This is a genomic window from Pseudomonas sp. KH_024_B2 (genome assembly GCF_057839965.1).
The window spans coordinates 3,522,283-3,534,935 of the sequence record NZ_CM174502.1; the positions used below are offsets into that span (position 1 = coordinate 3,522,283).

The 12,653-nt window shown below is 59.5% G+C and carries 11 protein-coding genes; 5 read left to right on the forward strand and 6 right to left on the reverse strand.

The window, feature by feature from the left end; translation table 11 throughout:
- The first annotated feature begins 11 nt into the window (after positions 1-11).
- The 5 genes from AC3I0A_RS16310 (at position 12) to AC3I0A_RS16330 (ending at position 5,564) form a co-directional block, all read left to right on the forward strand.
- Positions 12-971 (forward strand): carbohydrate ABC transporter permease, encoded by a 960-nt coding sequence (locus AC3I0A_RS16310; RefSeq protein WP_489373102.1) that lies wholly within the window; start codon positions 12-14, stop codon positions 969-971.
- Complete coding sequence (locus AC3I0A_RS16315; RefSeq protein ID WP_489373103.1) at positions 968-1,810, forward strand: carbohydrate ABC transporter permease; 843 nt, start codon at positions 968-970, stop codon at positions 1,808-1,810. The genes AC3I0A_RS16310 and AC3I0A_RS16315 overlap by 4 nt, the downstream gene beginning before the upstream one ends.
- A gap of 27 nt (positions 1,811-1,837) precedes the next feature.
- Complete coding sequence (locus tag AC3I0A_RS16320) at positions 1,838-2,980, forward strand: ABC transporter ATP-binding protein (RefSeq protein WP_489373105.1); 1,143 nt, start codon at positions 1,838-1,840, stop codon at positions 2,978-2,980.
- A complete protein-coding gene (locus AC3I0A_RS16325; protein WP_489373106.1) occupies positions 2,977-4,479 on the forward strand; it encodes a glycoside hydrolase family 32 protein in 1,503 nt (500 codons plus the stop codon). Before AC3I0A_RS16320 ends, AC3I0A_RS16325 begins: the two co-directional genes overlap by 4 nt.
- Positions 4,480-4,571: 92 nt before the next feature.
- Positions 4,572-5,564 (forward strand): LacI family DNA-binding transcriptional regulator, encoded by a 993-nt coding sequence (locus AC3I0A_RS16330; protein WP_489373108.1) that lies wholly within the window; start codon positions 4,572-4,574, stop codon positions 5,562-5,564.
- A gap of 104 nt (positions 5,565-5,668) precedes the next feature.
- Here AC3I0A_RS16330 and AC3I0A_RS16335 read toward each other — a convergent pair whose 3' ends face one another.
- The 6 genes from AC3I0A_RS16335 to AC3I0A_RS16360 form a co-directional block, all read right to left on the reverse strand.
- Positions 5,669-7,081 (reverse strand): aldehyde dehydrogenase family protein, encoded by a 1,413-nt coding sequence (locus AC3I0A_RS16335; protein WP_489373110.1) that lies wholly within the window; start codon positions 7,079-7,081, stop codon positions 5,669-5,671.
- 4 nt (positions 7,082-7,085) lie between these two features.
- On the reverse strand, positions 7,086-8,135 hold the full coding sequence (locus tag AC3I0A_RS16340; protein ID WP_489373111.1) for a homoserine dehydrogenase: 1,050 nt from the start codon (positions 8,133-8,135) through the stop codon (positions 7,086-7,088).
- A 174-nt stretch (positions 8,136-8,309) separates the two neighbouring features.
- Positions 8,310-8,747 carry an Lrp/AsnC family transcriptional regulator gene (locus AC3I0A_RS16345; RefSeq protein WP_489373112.1) on the reverse strand — a complete coding sequence of 146 codons (438 nt, stop codon included), beginning with the start codon at positions 8,745-8,747 and terminating at the stop codon, positions 8,310-8,312.
- 20 nt (positions 8,748-8,767) lie between these two features.
- Positions 8,768-10,147: a threonine synthase gene (gene thrC, locus AC3I0A_RS16350; protein ID WP_489373114.1), complete on the reverse strand. Its 1,380-nt coding sequence runs from the start codon at positions 10,145-10,147 to the stop codon at positions 8,768-8,770.
- A 16-nt stretch (positions 10,148-10,163) separates the two neighbouring features.
- Entirely contained in the window at positions 10,164-11,054 is an 891-nt protein-coding gene (locus tag AC3I0A_RS16355) for a LysR substrate-binding domain-containing protein (RefSeq protein ID WP_489373116.1), read from the reverse strand.
- 60 nt (positions 11,055-11,114) lie between these two features.
- Positions 11,115-12,545 (reverse strand): amino acid permease, encoded by a 1,431-nt coding sequence (locus AC3I0A_RS16360; RefSeq protein WP_489373118.1) that lies wholly within the window; start codon positions 12,543-12,545, stop codon positions 11,115-11,117.
- Positions 12,546-12,653: the final 108 nt, after the last annotated feature.

Here is a 12,653-nt window from a genome sequence, read left to right on the forward strand (position 1 = left end):
AGGAAATCACCATGTCTGTCTCTACTACTGCCCCCTGTGACGAGCTCCTGCTCACCAGGGAAACGCCGGTACAGCGTCGCCGGGTACGCGCCGCCTGGCTGTTTCTGACACCGATGTTGCTGTGTCTGGCCCTGGTGGCGGCCTGGCCGCTACTGCGAACATTCTGGTTCAGCCTGACCGACGCCAACCTGGCGGACACCGGTGGCGGAACCTTCATAGGCTTGAGCAATTATCTGTTCCACAACGGTTCCAGCTGGTCGGGCATCCTGGTCGATCCACAATGGTGGAACGCGGTACGCAACACCTTGCATTTCACCTTGGTGTCGGTGGGACTGGAAGTCGTACTGGGACTGCTGGTGGCGTTGCTGTTGAACATCAAGTTCACCGGCCGTTCCCTGGTGCGTGCGTTGATTCTGATTCCGTGGGCGATTCCGACCATTGTCTCGGCGAAGATCTGGTCATGGATGCTCAACGACCAGTTCGGCATCATCAATCACCTGATGCTGCGCCTCGGCCTGATTGACGCGCCCCTGGCCTGGACGGCGGATGCGGATCTATCGATGTGGGCGGTGATCATCGTCGACGTCTGGAAGACCGTGCCTTTTGTCACGCTGCTGATGCTTGCTGCGTTGCAGATGTTGCCGAGCGATTGCTACGAAGCCGCCAGGGTCGATGGCATTCATCCGCTGAAGGTGTTCTGGCGTGTCACGCTTCCCCTGCTGATGCCGGCATTGCTGGTGGCGGCGATCTTCCGCATCCTCGACTCCCTGCGGGTATTCGACGTTATCTATGTGCTGACCTCGAACTCGTCGAGCACCATGAGTATGTCGGTCTATGCCCGCCAGCACCTGGTGGAGTTCCAGGACGTCGGTTACGGCAGCGCGGCCTCGACTCTGCTGTTTCTGGTGGTTGCGGTAATCGCCCTGCTTTATCTCTATCTCGGACGTCGTCAACTGGAGGTCCGGTCATGAACCTGCGCCTACTGAAAAAAGCGCTGTTGCGCCTCGGGTTCTGGTGCCTGATCGGGGTGTTGCTGCTGTATGCGGTCTTCCCTTTCTACTACGCCATCGTGACTTCGCTGAAGCCGTCCAGCGCCTTGTTCGAGGTGAGCTACTGGATCGATAACCCCGACTTTTCCAATTACGCGGCGGTACTCCATCAAGCCTCATTCCTGCGGGCTATCGGTAACTCGCTGGTGGTTGCGCTGTGCGTGGTGACGCTGGCGTTGTTCCTCAGCCTGACCGCCGCCTATGCCCTGGGCCGGGTGAAGTTCCGAGGGCGTGGCACGGTGTTGATGATGGTCCTTGGCGTGTCGATGTTTCCCCAGGTCGCGGTGCTGTCGGGGCTGTTCGAGGTGATCCGCGCCCTGGGCCTGTACAACACGTCCTGGGCGTTGATCCTGAGCTACACGATTTTCACCCTGCCCTTCACCGTCTGGGTGCTGACCACGTTCATGGGACAACTGCCCCATGAACTGGAAGAAGCGGCAATCATGGATGGCGCGTCCCCTTGGGTCACCCTGACCAAGGTGCTGTTGCCGCTGCTCTGGCCCGCACTGGTCACCACGGGCTTATTGGCGTTCATCGCCGCGTGGAACGAGTTCCTGTTTGCCCTGACCTTCACCCTCACCGACACGCAACGCACGGTGCCGGTCGCCATCGCCTTGATTTCCGGCGGCAGCCCCCATGAGCTGCCTTGGGGGCTGTTGATGGCCGCATCGGTGGTGGTCACCGTCCCACTGGTGATTCTGGTGCTGATCTTCCAGCGCCGAATCGTTTCCGGTCTCACTGCCGGCGCGTTAAAGGGTTGATGCCCGACAACTACAAGGAACAGCATCGTGATCAAGTTGAAACTGGACAACGTGAACAAACAATTGGGCGGCGCGCGGATTCTTCGCGACGTCAGCCTGGAGATCGCTGCGGGTGAATTCGTGGTGTTCGTCGGTCCTTCGGGCTGCGGAAAGTCGACCCTGCTGCGCCTGATCGCCGGACTGGATTCGATCTGCGGCGGCGACCTGCTGATCGACGGGCGTCGGGTCAACGACCTGGAGCCCCGCGAACGTGGCGTCGGCATGGTGTTTCAGTCTTATGCGCTGTACCCGCACATGAGCGTCTACGACAACATCAGCTTTGGTCTCAAACTGGCCAAGACAGAAAAGAGCAGCCTGCGCGAGCGCGTGCTGAAAACTGCGCAAATCCTGCAATTGGACAAGCTGCTGCAACGCAAGCCAAGGGAACTGTCCGGAGGGCAGCGTCAGCGTGTGGCCATGGGCAGAGCCATGGCGCGGGAACCGGACATTTTGTTGTTCGATGAGCCGCTCTCCAACCTGGATGCGTCCTTGCGAGTGCAGATGCGCAACGAAATTGCCCGGCTGCATGCTCGACTGGGCTCGACCATGATCTACGTCACCCACGATCAGGTTGAAGCGATGACCCTGGCCGACAAAATTGTCGTGCTCAATGGCGGTCGCGTAGAACAGGTCGGCTCACCGCGCGAACTCTATGAACGCCCGGCCAGCCGCTTTGTCGCCGGTTTCCTCGGTTCGCCCAGAATGAATTTTCTGGCGGCGCGCCTGCAGGCACCAGGCGAAACCAGCCTGGTCGATTGCCCCGTATTGGGCATGACCTCCCTGCCCTTCGACAGCTCGAACCTGGCGGCGGACACGCAGCTGAGCCTGGGGATTCGCCCGGAACAGGTGTCGCTCAAGGCGGCGCAGGGAGCTGGCGTCGTCGTGACCGGGGTCGAATACCTGGGCAGCGAAACCTATGTGCACCTCGATACCGGTCAGGACGAGCCCCTGATCTGTCGTTGTGAGGTCAACGCCGGATGGCAGGTGGGCGATCGGGTCGAACTGCAACTGGAGATCGGCAATCTGCACCTGTTCGACGCCGACGGCACGGCCTTGAGGCGCCACCCACAAGCCATTGAAACCCAGCCGGATGGCGTCACTTTGCACTCGGTACGAGCAGGCGCCCTATGACCTTGTCTTTGAATACCATGAGCGATCCAATGTCTGCTTCCTTCGAGCTCGCGCAGCGTGCGCTGAGCGATGGCCTGTCTCGGGTCATCCACGATTACCGACCCGGTTATCATCTCGCCCCTCAGGTGGGCTGGATGAACGACCCTAATGGTGTGGTGTACTTTCGTGGCGAGTATCACGTGTTCTATCAACACCACCCCTTCGAAGCGAAATGGGGCCCGATGTATTGGGGGCATGCCAAGAGTGCCGACCTGGTCCATTGGCAGCATCTGACCATTGCGCTGGCGCCCGGCGACGACTTCGACCGTGACGGTTGTTTTTCCGGTAGCGCGGTGGTGTGTGGAGATACCCTGGCACTGATCTACACCGGGCACACCTGGCTGGGGGAAGTGGGTGACGAACGCTCGATCCGTCAAGTCCAGTGCCTGGCCACCAGTGTCGACGGCATCCGCTTCGTCAAGCATGGCGCTGTCATCGAGACCGCGCCGCACGACACGATCATGCACTTCCGTGACCCCAAGGTCTGGAAGGAGGATGACTATTGGTACCTGATTGCCGGCGCACGTCTGGGCGATGTGCCGCTGCTCCCGCTGTACCGTTCCACGGATCTGCACACCTGGGAGTTCCTCGACTATGTGTCCAGCGGCAGCGAGGGCGATGGCTATATGTGGGAGTGCCCGGATCTGTTCCGACTGAACGGACGCGATGTGCTGCTGTACTCCCCCCAGGGCATGCAACCCCAGGGTTACGAACGGCTCAACAAGTACCACACCGGTTATCGAGTGGGCCGACTCGACAGCGAATGGCACTTCACCGGCGGGCCTTTTATCGAGCTGGATAACGGCCACGATTTCTATGCCGCGCAAACGCTACTGGCCGCCGATGGTCGGCGCCTTGTGTGGGCATGGCTCGACATGTGGGACAGCCCGATGCCGAGCCAGGCCCATCACTGGTGTGGCATGCTCGGTTTGCCGCGCGAACTTGAACTGTGCGCAGATCGCCTTTGCGTGTATCCGGCACGGGAGCTCAGTGCTCTGCGCAAGGCGCCATTGCCGGGCACATCCTGGTGGGACGAGTCGGGAACCCGGTGGGTGCCGCAAGTGAATGGCGACATGCTCGAAATCCATGTGCATCTGGATTTGCTCGGCTGCACCGACGGCCACTTGGGAATCGCCTTGCGCTGCAGCGACGATGGCGATGAAGAAACCCTGCTCTACTACGATGCATCACTGCAGCGCCTGGTGCTTGACCGCAGCCGCTCGGGCGCGCAAGTCACCGGTCAGCGCAGCGTGTCGATAGACCCGACACAAGGGCGACTGGAACTGCGCGTGTTCCTCGATCGCTCGTCTATCGAGGTGTTCGACGAAAACGGGCGCTTCAGCCTCAGCAGTCGCCTCTATCCGCGGCCCGACAGTCTGGGGGTGAAGCTTCTGGCAAGCGGGAGTGGCGGGCGGGTCTCCATTCCCAAGGCGTGGCCTCTCGACTCTGGATGGCTGTGAGCGGCGGATGGCTATGAGTTGCGTCATTCGAGTCGCGAGAAGTCCGGGCCGTGTGTCATGATTCTCCGTCAACCTGACCGGCCTCGCCTCGCATGACTTCAGTGAAAGACGTTGCACAGCTGGCCGGCGTGTCCCTGATGACGGTTTCTCGAGCGCTCAACAATCCGGAAAAACTGAGCCCCGAAACCCTTCTGCGGGTGCGTCGCGCCATTGACGAACTGCAATTCGTACCGAGCCTGTCGGCGCGCAAGATGCGCGGCGACAACCTCCAGTCGCGAACCATCGGTGTGTTCGCGCTGGACACCGCGACCACACCATTCGCGGTCGAGCTGCTGCTGTCCATCGAACAGACCGCGCAGCAGGCGGGCTGGAATGTGTTCATCCTTAACCTGTTGAGCAACCCGCCCACCGACCAGAACATCGACCTGATGTTGTCGCACCGTCCCGACGGGTTGATCTTCAGCGCCATGGGGTTTCGCCAGGTGTGCATTCCCGAGCGATTGAAGAGCAAACCCCTGGTGCTCGCCAATTGCCTGGCAGATGACAGCCATCTCGTCAGCTATGTACCAGACGACGAAACGGGGCAGTATCGAGCCGTGCATCACGCGTTGAGCCAAGGCTATCGGCGCCCTCTGTGTATCAATCTGCCAAAACAGAGTCTGGCCTGGGGTCTGCGACAAAAAGGCCTGCAGCGTGCCTGTCAGGCATTCGGCCTCGCGCCTGACGCACTCCTGCAGTACGACCTTTCCGATCATGACGCCTATGGTGAAACCGCAGCCATCCTCGACCGGCACATCATTGAGGGTCGTCCCCAGTTCGATGTTCTGATCTGTGGCAACGACCGTATTGCTTTTTGTGCCTATCAGCTGTTGTTGGGCCGTGGCCTGAAAATTCCCGACGATGTCGCCGTGCTCGGCTACGACAACATGATCGGTATCGCTGAATTGTTCATCCCGCCGCTGACCACGGTGCAACTGCCGTACTACGAAATCGGTCGCCAGGCTGCCCGGCACCTGATCGAAGGCCTCGAGGTATCGGGAGCCCAGCCGGTTGATTGTCCATTGGTGGTCAGGACGTCGTTATGAGGGATTGATGCGCTATTGACGGGTATCCGGCAAAAAAAAAGCATTGGGCGGGTGACCAAACCTTCCCAATGCAAAACGACCTGTTCCGACGTACGTTCAATGATTCAACGAAGATTGTTAAGGCACACGACTTTGGGTTGAGTCATTTCCTCATAGGCGAAGCGAACCCCTTCCCGGCCCAGACTGCCGTATTTGAAGCCGCCAAACGGCATCGCATCGAAGCGGTAGTCGGATGAATCGTTGATCATCACGCCCCCTGCTTCAATCCTGCGTGCCGCGCTCATGGCCGTTGCCAGATCATTGGTGAAGATCCCCGCATGCAAGCTGTACTCGGGCTCATTGGCCAGCGCGATGGCTTCATCGAAGGTCTCGAAGGGCTGCAACACCACCACCGGTGCAAACACCTCGTTGCGCCACAGCCGGCTGGCGTGATCGACATTCTCCAGCACAGTCGCGGCGTAGCACGAACCCTGGCGCTGATGTCCGCAGAGCAACCTGGCACCCTCTTGCAGGGCTTCGGCCACCACCTTCTCGGCATTTTGCGCGGCCTGTACGGTAATCATCGGGCCGATGTCCGTGCTGGCCAACGTCGGGTCGCCAGCCACCAGCGTCTTCGCGAGGCTGACGAATCGGTCTCGGAAATCCTCATAGATCGACGCCTGAATCAGCAGGCGCTGAGTACCGATGCAGTTCTGCCCGGCGGCCCAAAAAGCCCCGGACGCGCAACTCTCGATGGCGGCCTCAACGTCACAGTCGCCCATCACTATCACCGGCGCATTACCGCCCAGGTCCATGGCCAGTTTCTTCAAACCGGCCGTCCGGGCAATCTGCTCACCCGTGACGAAGCCACCGGTAAAGGAAATCATCCGGACCTCACGGGCAGCGACCAGGGCCTTGCCCAACTCCGCTCCGCCGGTGGCGACGGTGACCACCGACTCCGGCAATCCTGCCTCGACCAGATACCCCACCAGTTTGATCGCCGACAACGGCGCCAGCTCGGACGGTTTGAGAATGACCGCGTTGCCGCCGGCAATCGCCGGGCCGAGCTTGTGTGCCACCAGATTCAACGGATCGTTGTACGGGGTGATCGCCACAATCAGGCCCAAGGGCTCGCGGGAGAACCAGCCCTGCCGCGACCCGGAACCTTCATAGGCGTCGAACGGTACCACTTCCCCTGCATTGCGCCTGGCCTCATCCGCAGACAGCTTCAAGGTGTTGACGCAACGTTTGACTTCTTTCTCCGCTTGTTTGAGCGTTTTGCCGGCTTCGTCGACGATCAGCCGGGCAAATGCGCGGGCATCTCGTTCGATGTTCAACGCCGCCTGTTCAAGGATCCGTGCCCGGTGATAACGCGCTAACCCGGCGCAGGCCTGTGCACCACTGCGCCCTTGCGCCAGCAACTGCGGAACCTGTGCCGCACAGACATCCGCTACCGACCCGATGACGCTGCCATCAAAGGGGTTCAACACATCGATTTGATTCTCCACAACGGCTATGGCCAAGCGCGATACGTTCACAGGCCTACTCCTGGTTGTTCAAAACAGACTGATGGATGCTGATGATGTCCGACAGCAGCGCGAACGCAGTTTCCGTACGCCCGGCTCCCGGCCCCGAGACCGTCACCGCGCCGAGCAAGCCGGTGTTGAACGACACCGCATTGGTCGCGCCGCAGATGCCGGCCAGCGGATGATCGTTGCTCAACAGTCGGGGTTCGACACTGGCACTGACCGAGCCATCGGCATTGCGCGTGGCGGCGCCGATGAGCTTCCAGCGCGCACCGTCTTGCCGGGCACGTTCAATGTCGTCAAGGTCGAGGGCGCCAATACCCTTGCAGCTGACATCGCTGACGTTCAATTTGGCGTCGAGCAGTTCATTGGCCAGGATCACCACTTTGAGGCGCACATCATGCCCCTCGACATCCGCTGTCGGATCGGCTTCGGCATACCCCAGTTGCTGGGCTTCGCTGACCGCCTCGGCGAAACCCAGTCCGTCTTCCATGCGGCTCAAGACAAAGTTGGAAGTGCCATTGAGGATCCCTTCGAAGCCGACAATTGAACTGCCCGCCAGAGACTGCCTGGCAAGACGGATCACCGGCGTACCACTCATTACCGAACCTTCGTATTCGAAGGCGACGTTATTGCGCCGGGCCAGCGCTTTCAGTTCAGTGGCATACAGGGCAACCGGCCCCTTGTTGGTCGTCACCACATGCTTGCCGTTTTCCAGGGCCCAGCGGCAGAACGAGGTGGCCGGCTCACCGTCTACCGGATTGGTAAAGGTCGCCTCGGCAATGATGTCTGCTCCGGAGTGCTTGATCACCGCTTCATTGAAGGCTTCGGCATGACCGCCAGGCAGTTGCGCCAGGGCGCCCTTGACGGCGGGCAGGTTCGCCAGCAGACCGGCATCCAGGCCGCCGCGGCCAACCACCGAACCGAGGAAAAGATCGGTCACACCGACGATTTTCAGGGTAAAACCCAGCTCGCGTTTCCACGTCTCGTTACGCTCGGCGATGAGCTGAGCCAATGCACGATTGACACCGCCGAAGCCGACCAGCGCAAGTTTGTATTCAGTCATTTTTTATTGCCCTTCATCCGGGTTATGGGTTGTTGGGCACTAGATTAGGCTGGCGGCCAGGGCAGTGAAATATGGCAATCAGCTCTATTTCATGGCCATTTTGACCAGTGCCTGGCCAAAGCGTCGACGCAAAAAAAAGCCAACGATCGTTGGCTTTTCAGATGGGTAGCAGCGCTATACAACGGACGACAACACGAATGAAGTCACGGTGTTTTCCACCCCCGACAGAGCGGATATTTCATTCCAGACTTTATGTACGCGCTCGGGGCTCGAAGCTCCGACGCGCACCATCAGATCGAACTCTCCACTCATGACATCGCACTGGATGATTTCCGGCATTCCCCGCAGGGCCTGCAACACTTGCGCACCGCGCATGCGGTCATAGCGATAGACGAAAATCACCGCGTTGATGCTGGAAGACGGTTGACGGCCGTCGCCGGTGCGTACCGTATATCCTTGTATCGCACCATCGCGCTCGAGCCGTTCGATGCGCTGGCGCACTGCATTGCGTGACAGGTTGACCTTTGTCGCCAGCTCGGCATGGGCCATTCGGGCATTCAACGTGAGTTCGGCAATGATGCGCTCATCGAGAGGATCCAGAATTCGCTTCACTTAGCCCCCTTGTCGCGTCTTCAAAGACCGCGGAGCACTTGATGGATGGTTTCGATGTCGTCGGGTTGAATCTGGTAAAGCTGCTGCGACGATCGCCCCCTGGGCGGGCTTCGCTGTGGCACCGAGGTGATCCCCAGCTCAGCGAGCAACACCGCCGACTTGACTGGCGAGATCTCACCCAGTGTGACCATCGGCGCCACCAGGCTTCTTCGGTACAGCCGGGCCGCGAGGACACCGGTGGCGGTATGGGGATCGATGACATAACCGGTATCGCGATAGAGGGAGGTCATTTCCTTCAGCGTCTCCTCATCGCTGACCGCGTAGGAGTCGATGATCATCCGGGCCTGCAACCAGAACTCGTTGGCGATGGTCATCTCCCCGCGGGATTCGAACGCGTCCATCAGTGCGCTCACCGCTTGATGATCGTGCCCATAGAGCTCCCACAGGAAGCGTTCGAGGTTGGAAAAAATCGACAAATCCATGGCCGGCGACAAGGTCTTGTTTGCTCGCAACCTGGAGTAGTGGTTCTTCGAAAACAGCTGATGCAACGCGTCATTCTGATTGGTCGCGACGATCATCTGGGTGATCGGCAGGCCCATCTTTTGCGCAATATACCCGGCGTAGACTTCGGCGAAACTGGCCGCCGGCACGCTGAATCCGATCGGCCGCTGACCGCCTCCCAGTTGCAGAACAGCGTGAAAATAAAACACCAGCTGAGCCATCACACTGACCCAGTTGCTCGAGTTGAAACTGATCGCCTCGTACTGCGCGGATGGCCATTGCCGCAATAGCCGGGTGACGATGGTCTGGCACTCGTCGAAGCTGCCGTTCACCGCGAACCTGTGGACCTTCGGGTGAGCGATAGCCTGCAAATGCTGCAGTTGGTCATCCGGCACACCGGATTGCGGATAGAAAACCACCACGGCGGTTTCGTTGCAGTGCTGGAAAGCCTCAATGGCGGCGAGCCCGGTATCCCCGTTGGTCGCCCCCAGTATCAGCGCGCGGCGCTGGCGTTTAACGAGAAAATACTCGACCAGTTGCGCTTGCAACCGGGCGGCAAAATCTTTCGAAGAACGAGTCGGCCCATGGAACAATTCCAGCACCCATTCGTTCCTGTCGACCTGATGCAACGGCGCGACGGAGCGATGGCTGAAGGTGCTATAGGCCTGCTTGAGCAGCCGCTTGAAGTCCGCCTCCGGGATTGCCTCGCCAACAAAAGGACTCATGACCCGATAGGCCAGTTCGTCATAGGGCAAGGTTGACCAATTGGCGATTTCCTGCGCGCTGAATACCGGCAGACTGACCGGGACGAACAGCCCGCCATCGTCGGCGATCCCGGATAATACGACCCTCTCGAAATCGGCCTGCACGGTCGAACTTCGTGTACTCACATAGCGCATGGTTGACTCCGAACACTCACTTGTAACGATGTGCCTGCTCAACCAGCCAGGTGGAAAACATGACCGCGTCAGGGTGCTGATCAGCCTCGGAACTACGCACCAGGTAAAAGGATTCGCTGGCCTCAATCCGGCGGTCGAAGGGTTCGACAAGACGACCGTCCTCGAGCATCTCTTCGACCATGGATGAGCGAGCCAAGGCAATGCCCTGCCCAAGCTCAGCCATGCGCAGCGTCGAAATCAGCGTGTCGAACTGCATGCCTGTCGAAGAATCGACGGTATCCGCACCGACCATCTTCAACCAGTAGCCCCAACCCTCTTCATATCCCAATACGTGAAGCAAAGGATGATGGGCCACGTCACCCGGCACCTTCAGCGGCAAGCTCACCATCAACTGCGGCGAGCAGACCGGAAACAAGGTGTCCCAGGTCAGGCGTTGAGAAACCAGGCCCGACCACTGTCCATGACCCCAGCGGATCTCCATGTCGTCCTCGCCATCGAGTTCCTTGACCCAGATATTGCTGATGTAGCGTATATCCACATGCGGATGGGCCTGACGAAAGTCCACCAGCTTGGGCGCCAGCCAGTGCACAAAAAAAGACAAGCTGCCTCGCACCTTGATCGGTCGGCGTTTGTGCTGGCCAAAGATCTCATTGGTACCAACCGCCAGCCGGGTGATCGCATCCTGCACCACCGGCAGATAGGCTTGCCCCTCCTCGGTCAGACCCAAGCCACGGGGCAAGCGCTTGAACAGCGCTACCCCCAGGTGACCTTCCAGTTGCCGGATCTGCTGGCTGACCGCGCCCTGGGTCAAAAACAATTCTTCGGCGGCATGGGTGAAGTTAAGACAGCGGGCGGACACCTCAAATGCGCGAAGCCAATTCAGCGGGGGTAACGTCTTTTGATTCATTGCCTGGACCTCATTGACGCCTCCCGCACCGAGCACTCTTGCCCACCCCGTCGACAGTGCCTAAAACGCATCGGACGGTTGTGCCAGGGAGGTAAGCGACAAGCGGCGCTCGCGGCTTTTTCGAGTAATGTAATACACGAAATAGCACAAGGCGATGAACGGCAGACCGAAGTACAGAGCGACACGCTGTTCAGGATCAAAGGCAATCCCTACACAGGCCAGGCTGCAGCAGACCAGCGCACCCAGTGGCACCCATGGATACCCTCGTACGCGGAACTTGAGGTCGCGGATGTCGCCGCCATTGGCCACATAGTGGCGGCGAAAAGCGATCTGACTCGCGGCAATGCTCATCCAGACCACCACCACCGCCAGCCCGGAAATGGAAACCAGCGCCAGGTAGATAGTGCCCGCGGCAAATACACTGCTGAGCAGCGATGCCAAGCCCCCCACCATACTGACCACGATGGCATTGAACGGCGTACCCATGCGGGTCAAGGCACAGAACTTCTTCGGCAGATGGCCTTGATCGCTCAGTGTCCAGAGCATGCGCGAAGCGGCGTACAACCCGGAGTTGGCGGCGGACAACAGGGCGCTGATGATCACGAAGTTCATAATGTCGGCGGAGTACGGGATGCCGATGTAGGTGAACACCGTCACGAACGGACTCTCGACCACCCCGGCCTGCTCACGCGGCAACAAGGTCGCCAGAACGAAAATGGTCCCGACGAAGAAGATCGCCAGCCGCAACACGGTAGTACGGATGGCCCGCGGCACATTGCGCTGAGGGTCCTTGGTTTCACCCGCAGCGATACCGATCAGCTCGGTGCCGGAGAAGGCAAAAGACACCGCCAGCAAGGTCATGGCAATCGACATGAAACCGGTGGGGAACAACCCTTCACGGGTGAAGTTGCTTAGCCCGATGGTGTGGGCCTGTTCGATGTGGAACACACCGAGGATCGCCCCGCCGCCAACCACCAGGAAAGCGACAACCGTCAGCACCTTGACCAGTGACAACCAGAACTCGGTCTCGGCAAACAACCTGACAGAAACCACGTTGCTGAGAAACACCACTGCGGCAAACAGCGCACTCCAGATCCATACGGGTGTGTCCGGGAACCAGCGCGTCATGAGGATGCCGGCAGCGGTGAATTCGGAGCCGATCGCCACCGTCCAGGTCAGCCAGTAGAGCCACGCCACCGTGTAGCCGGTGCCCGGGCCAAGAAAGCGCGTTGCGTAGGTACTGAATGACCCGGTTTCCGGCATCTGTACGGCCAGCTCGCCCAGGCACATCATGACCATGTAGACCATGAGCGCGCCGATGATATAGGCGATGACCGCACCCAGAGGACCGGCCTGATTGACGGTGTATCCGGACGTGAGGAACAGTCCGGTACCAATGACGCCGCCCAATGCCAACATGACAATATGACGGGTCTGCATTTCCTGTTTAAAACCGGCACGCGCGTTGAGTTGTTGTTCTTTTATGGACATGGTTATTCTCATGAAAGTTGTTAGGGCACGCATTAACTTCTGCAATGAGTGACGGGGCAGAATACAAACAGGTCGCCGCTAAATTTTATTATTATTCCTCTTCATGAA

Bases quoted from the DNA above. Each gene is read 5' to 3' on its own strand.
- AC3I0A_RS16360 (WP_489373118.1), bottom strand. From the start codon at position 12,545: ATGTCCATAAAAGAACAACAACTCAACGCGCGTGCCGGTTTTAAACAG.
- AC3I0A_RS16310 (WP_489373102.1), top strand. From the start codon at position 12: ATGTCTGTCTCTACTACTGCCCCCTGTGACGAGCTCCTGCTCACCAGG.
- AC3I0A_RS16315 (WP_489373103.1), top strand. From the start codon at position 968: ATGAACCTGCGCCTACTGAAAAAAGCGCTGTTGCGCCTCGGGTTCTGG.
- AC3I0A_RS16325 (WP_489373106.1), top strand. From the start codon at position 2,977: ATGACCTTGTCTTTGAATACCATGAGCGATCCAATGTCTGCTTCCTTC.
- AC3I0A_RS16330 (WP_489373108.1), top strand. From the start codon at position 4,572: ATGACTTCAGTGAAAGACGTTGCACAGCTGGCCGGCGTGTCCCTGATG.
- AC3I0A_RS16340 (WP_489373111.1), bottom strand. From the start codon at position 8,135: ATGACTGAATACAAACTTGCGCTGGTCGGCTTCGGCGGTGTCAATCGT.
- AC3I0A_RS16355 (WP_489373116.1), bottom strand. From the start codon at position 11,054: ATGAATCAAAAGACGTTACCCCCGCTGAATTGGCTTCGCGCATTTGAG.
- thrC (WP_489373114.1), bottom strand. From the start codon at position 10,147: ATGCGCTATGTGAGTACACGAAGTTCGACCGTGCAGGCCGATTTCGAG.